The sequence below is a fragment of the Nocardia sp. NPDC003963 genome, assembly GCF_053605105.1.
In genome coordinates this window covers 12,734-30,047 of sequence record NZ_JBSGIP010000034.1, presented here as the reverse complement: position 1 = coordinate 30,047, position 17,314 = coordinate 12,734, and the positions used below count along the sequence as shown (strand labels likewise).

At 67.4% G+C, this 17,314-nt stretch carries 15 protein-coding genes; 5 read left to right on the top strand and 10 right to left on the bottom strand.

The window, feature by feature from the left end:
- Positions 1–185: 185 nt before the first annotated feature.
- Positions 186–887 (bottom strand): hypothetical protein, encoded by a 702-nt coding sequence (locus ACWEWT_RS30410; RefSeq protein WP_452564131.1) that lies wholly within the window; start codon positions 885–887, stop codon positions 186–188.
- Between the two features lie 301 nt (positions 888–1,188).
- Between ACWEWT_RS30410 and rfbB the strand changes: the two genes are divergently transcribed.
- Entirely contained in the window at positions 1,189–2,199 is a 1,011-nt protein-coding gene (rfbB, locus tag ACWEWT_RS30405; RefSeq protein WP_452564130.1) for a dTDP-glucose 4,6-dehydratase, read from the top strand.
- Positions 2,200–2,256: 57 nt separating this feature from the next.
- Here rfbB and ACWEWT_RS30400 read toward each other — a convergent pair whose 3' ends face one another.
- Positions 2,257–3,777 (bottom strand): DUF2142 domain-containing protein, encoded by a 1,521-nt coding sequence (locus ACWEWT_RS30400; protein ID WP_452564129.1) that lies wholly within the window; start codon positions 3,775–3,777, stop codon positions 2,257–2,259.
- Entirely contained in the window at positions 3,774–4,769 is a 996-nt protein-coding gene (locus ACWEWT_RS30395; protein WP_452564127.1) for a glycosyltransferase, read from the bottom strand. The genes ACWEWT_RS30400 and ACWEWT_RS30395 overlap by 4 nt, the downstream gene beginning before the upstream one ends.
- 323 nt (positions 4,770–5,092) lie before the next feature.
- Here ACWEWT_RS30395 and ACWEWT_RS30390 point away from each other — a divergent pair, with 323 nt between their 5' ends.
- Together ACWEWT_RS30390 and ACWEWT_RS30385 are read left to right on the top strand one after the other, a co-directional pair.
- Positions 5,093–5,635 carry a GtrA family protein gene (locus ACWEWT_RS30390; protein ID WP_452564125.1) on the top strand — a complete coding sequence of 181 codons (543 nt, stop codon included), beginning with the start codon at positions 5,093–5,095 and terminating at the stop codon, positions 5,633–5,635.
- 75 nt (positions 5,636–5,710) lie between these two features.
- Entirely contained in the window at positions 5,711–7,615 is a 1,905-nt protein-coding gene (locus ACWEWT_RS30385; RefSeq protein ID WP_452564123.1) for a glycosyltransferase, read from the top strand.
- 54 nt (positions 7,616–7,669) lie between these two features.
- Here the strand turns inward: ACWEWT_RS30385 and ACWEWT_RS30380 are convergent, their stop codons facing one another.
- The 6 genes from ACWEWT_RS30380 to ACWEWT_RS30355 form a co-directional block, all read right to left on the bottom strand.
- The gene (locus ACWEWT_RS30380) at positions 7,670–8,521 is read right to left on the bottom strand and encodes an SDR family oxidoreductase (RefSeq protein WP_452564121.1); all 852 of its coding nucleotides are present in this window, start codon (positions 8,519–8,521) and stop codon (positions 7,670–7,672) included.
- A 169-nt stretch (positions 8,522–8,690) separates the two neighbouring features.
- Complete coding sequence (locus ACWEWT_RS30375) at positions 8,691–9,377, bottom strand: hypothetical protein (RefSeq protein WP_452564119.1); 687 nt, start codon at positions 9,375–9,377, stop codon at positions 8,691–8,693.
- Positions 9,378–9,501: 124 nt separating this feature from the next.
- Positions 9,502–10,413: a galactofuranosyltransferase GlfT1 gene (gene glfT1, locus ACWEWT_RS30370; RefSeq protein WP_452564169.1), complete on the bottom strand. Its 912-nt coding sequence runs from the start codon at positions 10,411–10,413 to the stop codon at positions 9,502–9,504.
- 635 nt (positions 10,414–11,048) lie between these two features.
- A complete protein-coding gene (gene wzt, locus ACWEWT_RS30365; RefSeq protein ID WP_452564117.1) occupies positions 11,049–11,921 on the bottom strand; it encodes a galactan export ABC transporter ATP-binding subunit Wzt/RfbE in 873 nt (290 codons plus the stop codon).
- 13 nt (positions 11,922–11,934) lie between these two features.
- Positions 11,935–12,789, bottom strand: a complete 855-nt coding sequence (gene wzm / locus ACWEWT_RS30360; RefSeq protein ID WP_452564168.1) for a galactan export ABC transporter permease subunit Wzm/RfbD — start codon at positions 12,787–12,789, stop codon at positions 11,935–11,937.
- Positions 12,790–13,009: 220 nt separating this feature from the next.
- Positions 13,010–13,600, bottom strand: coding sequence for a bacterial proteasome activator family protein (locus ACWEWT_RS30355; protein WP_452564116.1), 591 nt, complete (start codon positions 13,598–13,600; stop codon positions 13,010–13,012).
- Between the two features lie 189 nt (positions 13,601–13,789).
- Between ACWEWT_RS30355 and ACWEWT_RS30350 the strand changes: the two genes are divergently transcribed.
- Positions 13,790–14,992, top strand: a complete 1,203-nt coding sequence (locus ACWEWT_RS30350; RefSeq protein ID WP_452564114.1) for a cysteine desulfurase-like protein — start codon at positions 13,790–13,792, stop codon at positions 14,990–14,992.
- A 1-nt stretch (position 14,993) separates the two neighbouring features.
- On the opposite strand, the gene ACWEWT_RS30345 is transcribed toward ACWEWT_RS30350, so the two are convergent.
- Complete coding sequence (locus tag ACWEWT_RS30345; RefSeq protein ID WP_452564112.1) at positions 14,994–16,016, bottom strand: NAD(P)H-quinone oxidoreductase; 1,023 nt, start codon at positions 16,014–16,016, stop codon at positions 14,994–14,996.
- Positions 16,017–16,087: 71 nt separating this feature from the next.
- Here ACWEWT_RS30345 and ACWEWT_RS30340 point away from each other — a divergent pair, with 71 nt between their 5' ends.
- Entirely contained in the window at positions 16,088–17,263 is a 1,176-nt protein-coding gene (locus tag ACWEWT_RS30340) for an alpha-hydroxy-acid oxidizing protein (RefSeq protein ID WP_452564110.1), read from the top strand.
- Positions 17,264–17,314 lie beyond the last annotated feature (51 nt).

Below are 17,314 nucleotides of genomic sequence, written 5' to 3'. Positions count from 1 at the left end.
CGATTCCGGGACGCGTGGATGCTTTCCGGATGTGGGGCCGACGCGATCGCGCTGTCCGGCCGGCGATCGCGCTGCCGGTCTATCTCCGCTCGCCGGTCGTATCGGACGGTCGCTTCGTCCGGTCGCCCGAGACCGGTGCCGGGTCGGCCCTGTGCCGCACCCGACGCCGGTCGCGCCCGCTTCGGTCAGTTGGCCGGGAACGGTTCGTTGATGGTGGTGAAGTACTGGATCACGGCGCCCACGATGACCGGGGCGGTGACGAGGAGCTGGCCCGCTACGGTGCCCAGCGCGCCGATCGCGACGATCCCGCCGAGGCAGCCGATCACCGCGGCCGGGACGAACGGTCCGAAGAGCCCGACGATGGTGGCCGCGGCCACGGTGGCGCCGGCGACACCGCCGAGTACGCAGCCGAGCGCGGCGCCGCCCAGACTGCCGATCACGGTGCCGACCGCCGCCCCGGTGGCGATGGTGTCCTTGAGCCGGGTGAAGGCGGCGACTTCCCGGTCGTACGGGGTTTTCCAGGGTGCCGTTTCCTGGTGGGGCAATGCGGTGGGCCGGTACTGTGCCCGGTCCGGATCCAGTTGCGGGGTGAGCGTGGCGGTACGACCGGAGATCTCCGCCGCGATCGGGAACTCGAAATCGTCGAGCCGGAATACCAGGGGGGTGGCGGCCAGGACGGTACCGTCCGCGGATTCGATCTTGAACGCCCCGTCCTCGACCACCATGGAGCCGGAGTCGATGGTCACGACGGACCGGCCGTCCGCCACCTGCGCGGTGAAGCCGACCGGCCCCGGTTGGGATGTGGGTGCTGCGTGGGCACTGCCGGATGCGATACCGAGCGCGGCGATGAGCAGCGTCGACATCGTGGTCAAACTCCTGACGAGCATGTATTCACCTCATATGGGAGTGCGGGCACAGATCCGTGTCATGCGAACGGACGCGGCCGATCGGTGCTGGTCGGCCGGATCCAGGCACGAAGGTTATCGGCACGGGAGCGGGTCTCGATCGATCGGGGTCCCGAAAAATGCTCCTACGCTTGCTATTTCGTAAAATCTCGTATTCCTGATCAGTTTCCGGAGTGGTTCGCGCCGGACTCCGGCACCCGAGCGGATCCGGATTCCGGACCACCCGCGGCGGCAGGGCCACCGAGCGCCGACCGGCTCGATGACCAGGACGTAGGGTGGACGGGTGCGCCTACTCGTGACCGGAGGAGCCGGGTTCATCGGAGCCAATTTCGTCCAGCACACCGTCACCGAACGGCCGGATACGACGGTGACCGTGCTGGACGCGCTCACCTATGCGGGTAACCGGGCCTCACTCGACCCGGTGGCCGATCGGATCGATTTCGTGCACGGCGATATCGCCGATCTGGACCTGGTCGACGAGCTGGTCAGCGGTGTGGACGCGGTGGTCCACTTCGCCGCGGAATCGCACAACGACAACTCGCTGGCCGAACCCTGGCCGTTCGTGCAGACCAATATCGTCGGGACCTATTCGCTGTTGCAGGCGGTCCGGCGCCACGATGTGCGCTACCACCACGTCTCCACCGACGAGGTCTACGGAGACCTCGCCCCCGAGGACCCCCCGTTCGCCGAGAGCACCGCCTACAACCCGTCGAGTCCGTACTCGGCGACCAAGGCCGCCAGCGATATGCTCGTCCGGGCCTGGGTGCGGTCCTTCGGCCTCCGTGCCACGCTGTCGAACTGCTCCAACAACTACGGGCCCTACCAGCATGTGGAGAAGTTCATTCCACGCCAGATCACCAATCTGATCGACGGCGTACGCCCGCGGCTCTACGGTGCCGGGCATCAGATCCGCGACTGGATCCACGTGACCGACCACAATCGCGCGGTCTGGGATGTGCTGGACCGCGGCCGGATCGGCCGCACCTACCTGATCGGGGCCGACGGCGAACTGGACAACCGCACGGTGGTGGAACTGCTTCTCGCCGAATTCGGCCGTGAACCCGATGATTTCGACCATGTCACCGACCGTGCCGGGCACGACCAGCGCTACGCCATAGACGCGGGCCCACTGCGCGAAGAACTCGGCTGGGAGCCCCGGTACGCGGATTTCCGGGCCGGACTGGCGGCCACCGTCACCTGGTACCGGGAGCACGAATCCTGGTGGCGGCCGGTCAAGGCCGCCACGGAGCGTGCCTATGCCGAGGCTGGGGAGCGGACCGTGGCCCTCCCGTGAGCCACCCGGTCCGGCGGGCGGGCCGGGTGGCTCACGGCGGACAGGACTGCCGAGCCGTCAGGCCCAGACGTACATGTGGTACTTCGCCACCGAGGCGATCAGCGAGATCAGCGTCGCGACAACAATGGTGACCGCGGCATAACGGCCGGGGGCACGGTCACCGGGGCCGCGCAGCCGGAAGGGCATCCAGCGCAGCAGTACCGCGAACGAGACGATCGCCAGCGGAACGAAATAGCGCCCCTGGACTCCGTCGATGATGTAGTAGCCGACCGGGGTGAAGGACATGTAGAGCGTGACGTAGATCATCGCCACACTGGCCGCCATGGTCAGCGCCACCACCAGCGTGCGCCGGAAATCCGGCCGGTCGAACCGCTCTGCCATCCCCACGCTCACCGCGAAGGCCAGTAGGCAGGCCACGACCGCGGTGGCCGGGACCTCGATGTAGGCGAAACCGAGTTCGCCGAAGAATTCGGTGAACCATTCCTGGTCGCGCCGCAGAATGCTCTCCCAGAAGGTGCGCAGGAATCCGAACGGGCCGGTGATGATGCCGGTCAGCTGTTCGCCCGTGTTCACGGTGTACCACTGTTCCCGGGGGCGCATCAGGCTGGTGCCCTCGCCGGTGGGCGCGGCGATCTTCATCCACACCGCGAACCCGATCGCCCCGATCGCGGCGCAGGCCCAGGTGAGCCGGCGGCGCCAACCGTCGAGACCCATGTTTGCGGCGGGGATCAGCACCACCAGCATGGCCAGCAGCACATAGGTGGGTTTGCACAGCGGAAGCAGGATCGCGGTGGCGAGTACCGCACCCGTTTCGACGCGACCCAGCCGCTCCCCGAGGAACAGGCCCTTCACGAGCAGGACCGAGACCAGGACGGCGAGTGCGTTGGTGAGGGTGTCGGCGGTGACCGTGCCGGCCTGGAACACCGCGATGGGCAGGACCGCGACGGTGAAGGCCAGCCACTGGAGGCGGTGCTTCCGCAGTGCCCACAGCGCGAAGCCGACCACCAGCAGGTAGGCGGCCAGCCCGGCCAGCCGGGTCAGGCGCACCATGGTGGCGGCATCGGCATCGATCAACTCGGCGAACCGGATACCGATCGCGTTGGGCACATAGGGGACCGCGGAATAGGCGGCGGTGTTGGTGAACCAGATGATCTTGCGTTCGTCGGTCACCGGCGCATCGCCGAGCCGCTGGTAGGCGGCCGGATCAGCCACATCGGGGTACGGTTCGCCCGGGTTGTGGGTGTAGTCGTTCAGCGCGTATCCCATGAGCGCCTCGACGGACGCCGGTACCGCACCGCCGTAGGAGACGCCGCGGTCGTCATCGATGCGCGTGGGGGTCAGGCCGCCGTGGGCCACCTGATAGGCGCGACCGAACTGGGTGATTTCGTCGTGACCCCAGAACGGCGGGGTCATCACCGCGAAGACTAGGCCGAATATCCCGGCCAGCAGTGTGAACGCGACGGTCGCCGGACCCACCCGGCGCAGTACGGCCTCCCCGGTACGGCGGGATCCGGCCAGCACGGAACGACCCGCGGCCTGCTCGGGTCCGGCAGGGCGGGTCTCGGTGTCGGCGGTCAACGGATGTCCCCGGCCACCTGATTCGGCCGGTCCGTGCCGGTCGCCGCCGAGCGCGTGCCCGTACCGGGCGCCTCGTAACGCAGGTAGATCAGCCGGGACGCCTCGTGCCGGGAACGGCGGATACCGTCGAGGATCAGTCCGGCCGTCCAGGCCAGGAAACCGACCAGCAGCAGGGTGCAGGCGAGGAAGAGAGTGGGGAAGCGGGGGACGGTGTGGGTGTCGTAGTACTCGATCACGATCGGGACCGTCAGCACCACCGAGATGAGCCAGCCGACCGTGCCCAGCAGACCGTAGAAGGCGACCGGGCGCTCGTGCCGGGCCAGCCCGACGATGAGGGCCAGGATCTTGAAACCGTCGTGGTAGGTACGCAGTTTGCTCTCACTGCCGGCCGGGCGGTCCCGGAAACCGACGGGTACCGCGGTCTGCGGTACCCGCAGGTGCAGCGAATGCACGGTGAGTTCGGTTTCGATCTCGAATTCGCGTGATACCGCGGGAAAGCTCTTCACGAAACGGCGGGAGAACACCCGGAATCCGCTGAGCATATCCTCGACGTTCTCACCGAAGACCTTGCCGACCACACCGTTGAGGACTCTGTTCCCGGTTTCGTGGCCGGCCCGGTAGGCCGATCCGTGCTCGTCCTGTTTCCGGACACCCAGTACGTGGTCGTAGGGGCCGGACAGCAGGGTTTCGATCATCGCCGGCGCCGCGGACGCCTCGTAGGTGTCGTCGCCGTCGATCATCAGATAGATATCGGCTTCGATATCGGCGAAGGCGCGGCGCACCACATTGCCCTTGCCCTTGGCCCGCTCTGCGCGCACGATCGCGCCGGCGGCCCGGGCCTTCTCGGCGGTGGCGTCGGTGCTGAGATTGTCGTACACGTACACGACAATTCCGGGCACCGCGGCTTTGAGGTCGGTGACGACTTTGGCGACCGACGCTTCTTCGTTGTGGCACGGAACCACGGCGGCAACTAGGAGATCGGTGGATTCCACCTGGTCAAATCCTCGAAATCGACGGATATGGGAACACGGGGAGAGTACCGGGTCCGTGTTCATCTGGCATGAGCGAGGGCCCTACGTGATTACGCTGCGCTTTCGTCTCCGGGCCCGATTCGATCATGCTGCATTTACCGGGCACGAGCGAGGGCCCTGCGTGGTTACGCGGCGCTGCCGCCTCCGGGCCCGACTCGATCATGCTGCATCTACCGGGCATGAGCGAGGGCCCTGCGTGGTTACGCGGCGCTGCCGCCTCCGGGCCCGACTCGATCATGCCGTGCCGGAGCGGACGACTCGGGTCACTGCGGTAACGTCGGCGCGTGTCATCTGGTGAGTCATCGGCCGTTGTCGCCGCCGACGCGCCGGCCCCCCGTTCGCTGTCGGAGCGGCTGCGGACCGGGCTGCGGCAGAGCGCGGCGTTCCTGGTCGTCGGCGTGGTCGGCTTCCTGGTCGACGCGGGAACCTACAACGTCCTGGTGTTCAACTTGGGGGCCTGGGGCGGCGAGGGTGTCATGTACTCGGCGCCGTTGCCCGCCAAGATCATCGCGATCGGGGTGGCCACAGTGGTCACCTACTTCGGCAACAAGTGGTGGACGTTCTCGCACAAGCAGACCGGCAGCCCGGTCCGGGAGTACGTGCGCTACGCGGCGATCAATGTGATCGCGATCGGACTGCAATTGGGCTGCCTCGGGTTCTCCAGGTACATCCTGGAACTGTCCAGCCCCCTGGCGGACAATATTTCCGGAACACTGATCGGTCAGATAGTCGCCGTGGTGTTCCGGTATTGGGCATACGACAAGTTCGTGTTTACCGGCGAACCCGATCGGGAAACGACCAACCGGGCGACCGGCGTGGCTGATTGATATCCTCGGGCCCGCCGCGAACCGTATTCAGGGACATGTCTGTCCCGTCGGCACAATAAGGATTTCGAGGACTTCATGGACCAGTCGGCTATGCAGGCCGTTACCGAGACGAACGATCACGCTGCGGTCGCGCCGGAGTCGCTGCGCGCCGAACACCACCGGGCGCCGCGGCGACTGGTACTCGCCCGGGGCATCTTCACCGGACCGTCGGCGAAGATCAGCGACGAGCTGTACGCGGTGGTCAAGGGCCGTGCCACCCGGGACCGGATGAGTCTGCGCCTGGACAAGGGCTCCACCGCGCACACCAACACCTACTTCGGCCGGTTCGCCGCCAGCTACTGGCAGCGCTGGACCGTGGTCACCGAGGTAGAGGCCACGATGGTCCTCCAGGTCGGAAAACACGCCAGGGTGCGGATCGTGGCATCCGATATCGCCGGGCACCGCCGGATCGTCGGCACCGCCGAGGTCACCGCCGGTGGCCCGCTGACCCTGACCGCGCCACTGGACCAGTTCGTCGACGGCGGGGCTCTGTGGCTGGAGTTCGAAGCCGTCGGCGGCGACCTGGAGATCTCCGATCTCACCTGGACCGCGACCGCGCCCGAGACCGTGCGTCCGGTCGCCATCGCCATCTGCACCTTCAACCGCGCCCAGGATTGCGCCGAGACCATCGCCGCGCTGGCCTCCGATCAGACCGTGCTCGGCTCGCTCGACGCGGTCTATGTGGTGGACCAGGGCACCGATCTGGTGGAGAACCGGCCGCTGTACCAGGCCACGCGATCGATGTTCGGTGAGAAGCTGCGTTATATCCGCCAGCCCAACCTGGGCGGCGCGGGCGGTTTCACCCGCGGACTCTACGAAGTGTCCGCGGCCAACGAGCACGCCGACGTCATCCTCATGGACGACGATATCCTCTGCGAACCCGAAACCGTCCTGCGCATGCAGGCATTCGCCAACCTGACCGTGGAACCGACCCTGGTCGGCGCGCAGATGCTGTTCCTGCTCAACCCCGACTACCTCAATGTCGGCGCCGAGGATGTGAACCTGCACCGGCTCATGCACGGCCAGAAGGTGCCCAAGGCGCTGCGCAACACCAGCATGCTGAAGAAGAACCAGGAACGCCGGGTCGACGCCGGCTACAACGCCTGGTGGACCTGCCTCATCCCGGCCGAGGTCGTGAAGAAGATAGGGCTGCCGCTGCCGATCTTCTTCCAGTGGGACGATGTCGAATACGGGGTCCGCGCCCGCGAACACGGGTTCGTCACGGTCACGCTGCCCAACGCGGCGGTCTGGCACGCGGACTTCTACTGGAAGGACTTCGACGACTGGGCCCGCTACTTCAGCACCCGTAATTCGCTGATCGTGAGCGTGATGCACGCGGACCTGAATCCGAGCACGGTCACCCGCCAGCTCTTCCGCAATATCTCCGAATACCTGGTCGGTATGCAGTACGGACTCGCGCACACCACCCTCCAGGGCATCGAGGACTTCCTCACCGGTCCGTCGATCCTGCGCGACGGTGGTATCGAGCCGCTGAAACGAGCGCGGACCAGCCGCTCGGACTATTCGGAGACCGTGAAGCATCCGGCGGCCACACCGCCGGTGGACTCCTCCGAGATCCGGGTGCGCCGCGCCGGTGGCGAACCCAGCCGCCTGCTGGCGGTGCTGATCAAACGCGCGATCCAGCAGTGGACCGGCCGGGTCCAGCCCGGGGTCGTCGGGGTCACCCGTGAGGATGCGCACTGGTGGCATGTATCGCTGTTCGACCACGTGGTGGTCACCGACGCTTCGCAATCCGGTGTCCGGGTCCGTAAGCGCGACAAGGCGATCGCCCGGGCACTGCTGCTGCGTACGGCGCGGGTACTGCGCCGGCTGTACAAGGAGCTGCCGGAGCTGCAACAGCGCTATCGTGCCGCGCACGCCGAACTCACCAGCCGCGAGAACTGGGAGCGGCTGTACGGGATCGATTCCGACCGCACCTGACGCCGCGGGCCGGCCGAACGGGCCACGCCGGTGTTTCCGGCGTGGCCCCGGTCGTCAGAGGAAGAGATCGGTGGTGAGGGGTTCGTCGCCCGGCGTCACCCGGTACCTGTCCAGATCGGTGATGCCGTGGGCGGCGAGCACTTCGTCGTCGATGAAGAAATTGCCGGTGGTCTCGGTGGCCGGTGCGGTGAGCACCAGATACGCGGCGTCGGCGTAGATATCCGGGGTCCGCGAGGTACGGACCATCTCCTCGCCGCCCAGTAGGTTCTGCACCGCCGCTGTCGCGATAGTGGTACGCGGCCAGAGCGAATTCACCCCGATACCGTCGGATTTCAGCTCCTCGGCCAGCCCCAGCGTCGTGAGGGACATCCCGTACTTCGCGATGGTGTAACCCAGCGAGGAACCCGCCCACTTGGGGTCCAGGTTCAGCGGCGGGGACAGGGTGAGGATATGCGGATTGCGACCGGCGGCGGCCGATTCGCGCAGCGCCCCGATGCACAGCTTCGACAGCAGGAAACTGCCGCGGCAGTTGATGTCCTGCATGAGGTCGTACTTCTTCATCGCCAGCGCGTCGGTGGGGGAGAGATCGATGGCCGAGGCGTTGTTGACCACGATATCGATCCCGCCGAACCGTTCGGTCGTCAGCCGGACCGCCTCGGCGACCGAATCGTCGATGCGCACATCGCCGACGAACGGCAGCACGGTCGCTCCCGCTTCCTCGAGTTCCGCGGCGGCGGTGTGGATGGTGCCCGGAAGTTTGGGGTGGGGCTGATCGGTTTTGGCGATCAATGTGATGTTCGCGCCGTCAGCGGCCGCCCGTTTGGCGATCTCCAGCCCGATACCGCGGCTACCGCCGGACATGATCATCGTCCGGCCGCTCAGCGGTTTGTCTCCGGTTGCGGTCATTGCCTGCCCTCCTGTCGTCGCGGACGCCGACCGCCGTGCGATCGGCGCTGCGCTTCGAGCGTAGGTAACAGGTCCCCGCTTGCCCAGGGGCCGCGCAGCCCGGTGTCGGCCATCCGGCCGGGACCGCACGTGGCGGGGCACGGAGCCCCGCCACCTGCGGAACGCGGGCTCACATGGTGGAGATCACCAGGATGTTCATCAGGAAGATCAGGGCGACGAACGCCCAGATCACGTACATGACCACCATGCCCGGTGTCTTCTGCGGCACCGGTCCGATCGCACCGTTGAGGAAGATGATCGCGGGCGTCCGGTAGTAGTACCGGACGGCCTGCCCGGGCTGCACCGGTACCGCGACATCGGCCGGACCCATATCGAACAACCAGGGTGTGGTGACTTTCACGTGGTACTGACCGGCGCCGACCGGAATATGGTTCGCGCCCCACCGGGTGTTCGGCACCCGCTGTCCGTTCACCGTGATCTTGGGCTTGGTGATCGCGAGCAGGAAAGCCATCGGCGTGTAGGAGCAGTCCACCGTGATACCCGGCGGATCGTTGGGCGCGGCCTGCGGCGGCTGACCGTAGGGACCGGGCTGCCCGAACTGGGCGGGCGGCTGCCCGGTCGGCTGCGGGTAGCCGCCGCTCGCGTACTGCGGCTGCCCGGGAGGCTGGCCGTAACCGCCCGGCTGCGGCTGACCCTGGGGCGGTGCGCCCCAGGGCTGCGGGCCGCCCTGTGGCCCCCCTGGATACTGTGGCTGCCCACCCGGGTTCGGCGCCGGTGGCGCGAACTGCTGTTGCGGCGGTGGGAACTGGCCGGGTGCGGGCTGGCCTTGTGGCGGCTGGCCGCCGGGGTAACTCATCGATCTCCTCCCGAATCATGCAGATTGCCAGCCGAACTTACCTGGCCGGGAAGAAACTCTCGCATCGACCGTCAACCCTGGTTGTCCGATGGGTGACCGATTCGGGCGGTACGCGAGCTATCGGCTATTCCGGTTTCTGGAACTGCTCGTTGCGGCCGAGGCTGCGCAGATGGAACCACTCGCGCAAACCGGCCGGATCGCGCCGGGTCACCAGGAAGAACCAGGAGAAACGAATCCATTCCTGCGGCAGCAGCTTTCGCATACCCGGCTGCGACATGAGATAGCCGCGGTTGCGGTAGGTGAAATACCGCTTCACCGGATCGTCGGGGTACTGGGTGTGCATCCGGCCACCGAGGATCGGCTTGAACTCGGCCGCACCGTTGGGGTGCAGGTACGCCGTTTGCAGACAGGTACCGAAGGGTAATCCGGAACGCACCAGCCGGCGGTGCACCTCGACCTCGTCGCCGCGGACGAACAACCGCAGATCCGGTACGCCGATCACATCCACCGCCTGCGCGGAGATCAGGGCACCGTTGAACAACGAGGCGATCCCGGGCAGGAAATCCTCACCGCCGAGTTCGGAACGCAATCGCCGCCACACCACACCGCGGCGCAGCGGGAAGGCCAGCCGGTCCGGTTCGTCGATATCGCAGACGACCGGTGACACCTCCACGAGTTCGTGTCGCCGCGCGCAATCGAACAGCGTGGCCAGTACTTCGGGGCCCTCCGGCCGCCCGTCGTCGTCGGCCAGCCATACCCAGTCGGCACCCAGGCTCAGCGCGTGCAGCATGCCCAGCGCGAAACCGCCCGCCCCGCCCAGATTGTGCGCCGAACCGAGATACGTGGTCTCGATCGGCTGATCGGCCACGAGTTCGGCCACTTCGGCTTCGTTGCCGTTATCGATCACGATCAGGTGATCGACCGCCCGCGACTGCGTGGCGACGGCTTTCAACGATTCGGCGAGCAGATCACGTCGCTTGTGCGTCACCACGACAGCGACGATCTTGGCGTCCGCGCCGTAGTCGACCTCCGGCAGCACCGCGGCGGCTGTATCGGGCTCGCGCGCGGGATCCGGAGCCGAACGACGGAGGCCGTCGGTGCCGTGCCCACCGGCGACCGGGCCGGCTTCCACACGATCGGGCTTCTCCTGCGCTTCGGATACCGGTTCGCCGACGGGCTCGTCGGATACCGGCGCGGGTGTTACCTCGTCGCGCTCGTCTTTCGCCTCCGGCGCCGACTCGCTGCTGTCGTGCTCGTTGGGCGGGTCATGCGCAGCCCCCGCCGGGGAGGAGCCGGGCTTGTTCGTGCTGTCTTCGGGCACTGCCGAGGGCTCCGCGTGGTCACGCGCCGCTTCCGCCCCGGAGCCCGGCGCGCTCGCGCTGTCTTCGGGCACCGGCGAGGGCTCTACGGGGTCACGCGTCGCTTCCGCCTCCGAGCCTGACTCGCTCATGCTGTTCTGTTCGCGCACGAGCGAGGGCCCTGCGTGGTCACGCTCCGCTTCCGCCTCCGGGCCTGACTCGCTCATGCTGTTCTGTTCGCGCACGAGCGAGGGCCCTGCGTGGTCACGCGTCGCTTCCGCCTCCGGGCCTGACTCGCTCATGCTGTTCTGTTCGCGCACGAGCGAGGGCCCTGCGTGGTCACGCTCCGCTTCCGCCTCCGGGCCTGACTCGCTCATGCTGTGTTGTTCTCCAGTTCTCGTTCGCCATCGGCCGACCGGGGTGTTGGTTCGTCGTCGGCGCGACCGGACTTCTCGGCTTCGATCTCCCGCAGGACCGTCGCCACATGATTACCCGCCTCCGGGCCCTCGTAGGCTCGCACGACTTCTTCGATACCGCCGTGCAACCGGACCTGGCCGTGGTCGATCCACAGCGCGGTATCGCAGAGCTGGGCCAGGAATTCGTTGGAATGACTGGCGAACACCAGGATGCCCGACCGGGCGACCAGTTCCTGCAGGCGGATCCGCGCCTTCTTCATGAACTCCGCGTCGACCGCGCCGATCCCCTCGTCGAGCAGCAGGATCTCCGGGTCGATGGAGGTGACCACGCCCATCGCCAGCCGCACCCGCATACCGGTCGAATAGGTGCGCAACGGCATGGACAGGTATTCGCCGAGCTCGGTGAAATCGGCGATCTCGTCGATCTTGGCCAGCATCTGCTTCCGGGTCTGCCCCAGGAAGAGGCCGCGGATGATGATGTTCTCGTAGCCGGAGATCTCCGGATCCATTCCGACACCGAGATCGAACACCGGTGCCACCCGCCCGCGGATCCGGGCACTGCCGCGCGAGGGTTCGTAGATCCCGGACAGCAGCCGTAGCAGCGTGGATTTACCCGCGCCGTTGTGGCCGACCAGGCCCACCCGGTCGCCTTCCTTCAGCGACAGGTTGATATCGCGCAGCGCCTCGACCACGACGACATCGGACTGATTGCGGCCGATCGATCCGCCCGCTTTGCCCAGGAAAGCCTTCTTCAGGGACCTGGACTTCGCGTCGAAGATCGGAAACTCCACCCACGCCTTGCGGGTTTCGATACTCACGTGATCACTCATGATCGCCTGACTCCTAAACCCAGTAGGGCACGCGGGAACGGTACCGGCGCATTGCCAGCGCAGCGGCGATCCAGCCCACCACGGTGATGGCACCGACGATCGCCCAGTGGTACAGCTTCTGGTCGTCGCCGAGCAGCGGTGCGCGCACGATCTCCAGATAGTGGTAGGTGGGCACCACCTCGGCCAGCCGGGCCCGCTCGGCGACCTGACCGCCCTGCTCCTGCAGGCTCTTGGTATTCCACATCACCGGGGTCAGCACGAACAGCATCAGCGTCATACTGCCCAGGATCGGCGCGATATCGCGGTAGCGGGTGCTGAAGATACCGAACAGCACCGAGACCCACATGGCGTTGAGGAACAGCAGCATCAGTGCCGGTATCGCGAAGATCGCGGTCCAGTGCAGGTCGCGCCAGACACCGAACAGTGCCAGCACGACGAAGTAGATCGCCGCATTGTGCGCGAAGAACAGGATCTGCCGCCACACCAGGCGGTACACGTGGACACTCAGCGCGGACGGCAGCTGTTTGATCAGGCCCTCGTTGGCCACGAAGACATCCGCGCCCTCCAGGATCGAGGCGTTGATGACATTCCACACGATCAGACCGACCGCCACATAGGGCAGATAGTCGGCGAGTGGCTGGCCGAGCAGTGCCGCGTACAGGATGCCGATGGCGGTGGCCTGCACGCCGGTGGCGATGGTGATCCAGAACGGGCCGAGCACCGACCGCCGGTAGCGCTGTTTGATGTCCTGCCAGCCGAGCGAGAGCCATAGTTCGCGCTGCCGGAACCCGTCGCGGATATCGCGCCAGGCTCGGGTCCAGGACTGCGAATCCGATGCGATGGGATCCGCGTCGGTCACCTCGGTGATATCGGAGACGGCGGTATCGGCATCGGCGACCGGGGTCTGCTCGGAACTCACGGGCTTCTCATCTGCGGCGGGGTCGTGGTCGGGGCGCACCGGGCTCTCGTCGGTGCTCTCCCGGGCTTCGGTGTTTACCAGGTCGGAGCGAGCGGAAGCTGCAGGCACGGTGCACGACACTACCCCGGCGGCCGAGTCCCGGTACCGGCTGGCTTATATACCACCGCGTTCAGAGGTATTGCCCGGTGCCTCCGATGGACTGGCCGGGCTGTCCGCCGCGACCGTCGGCGGTGTGCAGACCGGGTGGCAGGGCACCCTGGCGCATCTGCTCGAGCTGTGCCCGGGCGGCCATCTGCTGAGCGAACAGAGCGGTTTGGATACCGTGGAAGAGCCCCTCCAGCCAACCCACCAGTTGCGCCTGCGCGATGCGCAGTTCCGCGTCCGAGGGGATGGCGTCCTCGCTGAACGGCAGGGCGAGACGTTCGAGTTCCGCGCGCAGTTCCGGCGCCAGGCCCTGTTCCAGTTCCCGTATCGAGGATTTGTGGATCTCGGCCAGCCGGGTCCGGCTGGCGTCGTCGAGCGGAGCCGCCCGCACCTCCTCGAGCAGCTGTTTGATCATGGTACCGATCCGCATGACCTTGGCCGGCTGCTCGACCATATCGGCCAGGGATTCGGAGTTGTCGCGTTCGGCCGCATCCTGCCCGGGGGCCTCCCGGCCGGGGAACGACGCGCTCGTCGCGGCGCCCGCGGGCAGCACCAGCGGCCGGCCTTCGGGGCCGATCACGACAACGGGATCCGATGCGTCATCCGATTGCGTCATGGTCCCCATCATGTCGTGTTCACGCCGAACGCGCTAAAGCCGGTGGTGGTGACGTGAGTCTCGGAGCGCGTAACAGTACGAACGGATCGGTCCCGGGCGCGGAGGCGGAGGCGGACTGTGCGGGAGGTCCGGGGAAAATCGGCTGGACCAGGGTTACCGAGATATGGACCCTGCCTTAAAGTGACCTGCATGACTTACGACGTCGCGCGGGTCCGGGGACTGATCCCCTCCCTGGCCGACGGCTGGATCAACCTGGCTCCGCAGGCCGGCATGCTTGTTCCGGATTCTGTCTCGCGCGCGGTGTCCATCGGTTTCCGCTCGTCGTCGTTCTCCCACCTCGGGCGCCACGGCGCCGCCAAACGCAGCGCCGATATCCTGCACGACGCGCGGGTGGCGGTGGCGGATCTGGTCGGCGCGGACCCGAGCGGGGTCGTCCTGGGTCCCGATCGCGCCGTACTGCTGGCCTGGCTGGCCGAATCCCTGAGTTCCCGGCTGGGCCTGGGGACCGGCATCGTGCTGTCGCGGCTGGACGACGAGGCGAATGTAGCTCCCTGGCTGCGGATCGCCAACCGTTACGGGGCGCATGTGCGCTGGGCCGAGGTGGAGATCGAGACCTGCGAGATGCCCGCCTGGCAGTTCGAGGAACTCATCGGTCCCACCGCACGGCTGGTCGCGATCACCGCTGCTTCCCCGATCGTGGGTTCGGCACCCTCGGTGCGGGTGGCGGCCGAACGGGTGCACGAGGTCGGCGGTCTGCTGGTCGCCGACGCGGTCGGTGCCGCACCGTACGCGCTCATCGGTATCGACGATCTGAACGCGGATGTAGTGGCGTTGAGCGCGCCCAGCTGGGGCGGTCCGCAGGTCGGCGCGCTCGTCTTCCGCGACCCCGCCTTCCTGGACCGGATCCCGTCCATGGCGCTCAACCCCTACGCCAAAGGTCCCGAACGGCTCGAGGTCGGCGGGCACCAGTACGCGCTGTTGGCCGGGCTCACCACGTCGATCGACTATCTGGCCGGGCTGGACGAACGAGCCGGGGGTACGCGCCGGGAGCGGCTGGAACTGTCGATCACCTCGCTGCAGGACTACCACGACCAGCTGTTCGACCATCTGATGAGCACCCTGGAGAAGATCAGCGGACTCACCGTGATCGGCCGGGCCTCCACCCGGATCCCGACGGTCAGTTTCACCATCGACGGTATGCAGGCGGAGAAGATCGCCGCCGAACTGGCCGATAAGCGCATCAATGTCCTGGCGGGAGCGCACGGCGGCAGCCGGTTACTGGACGCGTTGGGTGTGAACGACGAAGGCGGCGCGGTGACCATCGGTCTCGCGCCGTACACCACTCGGCGCGAGATCGATCAGTTCGGCCGGGCCCTGACCGCGCTCGGCTGACCTACCGGCCCGGCCCGTTCGTACCGTCGTTCCGGATCCGCAGGATCACCTTGCCGAATGTCTCGTGCTCGTCGAGTAGTTCGTGCGCCCGGCCCGCTTCGGTCACCGGGATCTCGGCGTGGATCACCGGTACGACCGCCCCGGTCGCCAGCAACGGCCAGACATGTGCGCGGACCTCGGTGATGATGTCGGCCTTGCTGCCGCGACCGGTGGCCGGACGGTCCCGCAGTTTGATCGCGCGCACCGTCCCGCGTTTACCCATGAGCTCGGCCAGATTCAGTTCGGCGTTCACCCCGCCCTGCATCCCGATCACCACGATCTGACCGTCGAGTGCCAGCGCCGCCACATTGCGGCCCAGGTAGGCGGCACCCATGTTGTCGAGGATGATGTCGGCGCCCGGCCCGCCCAGCCCGTGTTCGGCGCGGACCAGGTCCACGAAATCGTGTTCCCGGTAGTTGATCAGTATGTGCGCGCCCAGTTCCGCGCAGCGCGCCAGTTTCGGGGCCGATCCCGCCGTCACCGCTACCCGGGCGCCCAGTTGCGCCGCCACCTGGATCGCATGCGTGCCGATCCCGCTGCCCCCGCCGTGGATCAGCAGCAACTGTCCGGAATGCAGTCCCGCGGTCATCACCAGATTCGACCAGACCGTGGCCGCGACCTCGGGCAGTCCCGCGGCCGCCGCCAGATCCAGGCCGTCCGGGACCGGCAGTACCTGTCCGGCCGGCACCACCACCCGCTCGGCGTATCCGCCGCCGGACAGCAGCGCGCACACCCGGTCGCCGACCGACCATTCCCGGACGCCCTCGCCGACCGCCGCGATCACACCCGAGCATTCGAGCCCCGGTACCGGGGTGGTGCCCGGCGGCGGCGCGTAGAACCCGCGCCGCTGTAGCAGATCGGCCCGGTTCACCCCGGCGGCCGCCACATCGATCAGTACCTCGCCGTGCCCGGGTTCCGGGTCCGGAGCGTCGGACCACTCCATCACCTCGGGGCCGCCGAATCCGTTCAAGTTGATCGCACGCACGGGACCCATAGTGCATCAGAATTTGCGGAGAGGGTGCCCGCGACGGGCCCGACACGGCTACCGTGAGCGCCGTGAGCAGCTTCATCGACTTCCAGAACGAGATCTACCTCCAGGGAATGGGCGGGACGGTCCCCGAACTGCCGATGACTGCGGACGGTTTCGCCGACCGGGCCCGGGAGTTGCTCGATGCCCGCGCTTACGCCTATGTGGCCGGTAGCGCCTCCACCGAACGGACGGCGTCGGCCAACACATCGGCGTTCGATCGGTACCGGATCGTGCCGCGCATGCTCCGCGGTACCAGCGGGCCGGGCGCCCGCGACACCTCCGTCGAGGTGCTCGGCACCGAGCTGGCCGCACCGGTGCTGACCTCGCCGGTCGGCGTGCTGGAATTGCTACACGAAAAGGGCGAGGTGGTGGTGGCGCAGGCCGCGAAGGAGCTCGGCGTGGGCACCGTCCTGTCGACCGCGTCGTCCTCGACCATCGAGGAGGTGGGCGAGGTGGCCGGTAACTGGTGGTTCCAGCTGTACTGGCCCGCCGACGACGAGCTGGCCCGTTCGTTCGTGGAGCGCGCGGAGCGGGCGGGGGCGAAAGCGATCGTGGTCACCGTGGACACTCCGTCCCTGGGCTGGCGGCCGCGGGACCTCGAACTCGGCCATCTGCCCTTCCTGCTGGGCAAAGGGATCGCCAACTACCTGTCCGACCCGGTTTTCCGGGCGAAGCTGACGGCACCGCCGGAGGAGAGCGAGGAGGCGCTGCGCATGGCGATCCTCACCTGGGTCGGCTTGTTCGGCAATCACACACTGCGCCCGGCCGACCTGGCCGAACTGCGGAAATGGACCGATCTGCCGATCGCGGTCAAAGGCGTTCTGCACCCCGACGACGCCCGGCTGGTGGTCGATGCCGGGGCGGATGCGGTATGGGTGAGCAACCACGGCGGCCGGCAGGTCGACAATGCGATCGCCGCCCTCGACGCGCTCGGATCGGTCGTCGGCGCGGTCGGCGACCGGGCCGATGTGCTGTTCGATTCCGGTATCCGTTCCGGCTCCGATGTCCTGGCCGCGCTCGCCCTCGGCGCCAAAGCGGTGGGCTACGGCCGGCCCTGGGCATACGCGCTGGGGATCGGCGGCGGCGCGGGCGTGCGGCACGCACTGCGCCTGCTGCTGGCCGATTTCGACTCCGCCATGGGACTTTCCGGATGCGCCGATCTCGCCGGTATCACTCGTGAGCTGCTCGCGGTGCCACGCTGAGCGAGCCGCCGGCCGGTGGCCGGCTTTCGGTTGTCGCCGGTCGCATCGGTT

Excerpts from the sequence above, each read along its gene's own strand:
- ACWEWT_RS30410 (WP_452564131.1), bottom strand. The coding sequence starts at position 887 with ATGCTCGTCAGGAGTTTGACCACGATGTCGACGCTGCTCATCGCCGCG.
- ACWEWT_RS30385 (WP_452564123.1), top strand. The coding sequence starts at position 5,711 with ATGGACCAGTCGGCTATGCAGGCCGTTACCGAGACGAACGATCACGCT.
- ACWEWT_RS30380 (WP_452564121.1), bottom strand. The coding sequence starts at position 8,521 with ATGACCGCAACCGGAGACAAACCGCTGAGCGGCCGGACGATGATCATG.
- ACWEWT_RS30375 (WP_452564119.1), bottom strand. The coding sequence starts at position 9,377 with ATGAGTTACCCCGGCGGCCAGCCGCCACAAGGCCAGCCCGCACCCGGC.
- wzt (WP_452564117.1), bottom strand. The coding sequence starts at position 11,921 with ATGAGTGATCACGTGAGTATCGAAACCCGCAAGGCGTGGGTGGAGTTT.
- ACWEWT_RS30355 (WP_452564116.1), bottom strand. The coding sequence starts at position 13,600 with ATGACGCAATCGGATGACGCATCGGATCCCGTTGTCGTGATCGGCCCC.
- ACWEWT_RS30350 (WP_452564114.1), top strand. The coding sequence starts at position 13,790 with ATGACTTACGACGTCGCGCGGGTCCGGGGACTGATCCCCTCCCTGGCC.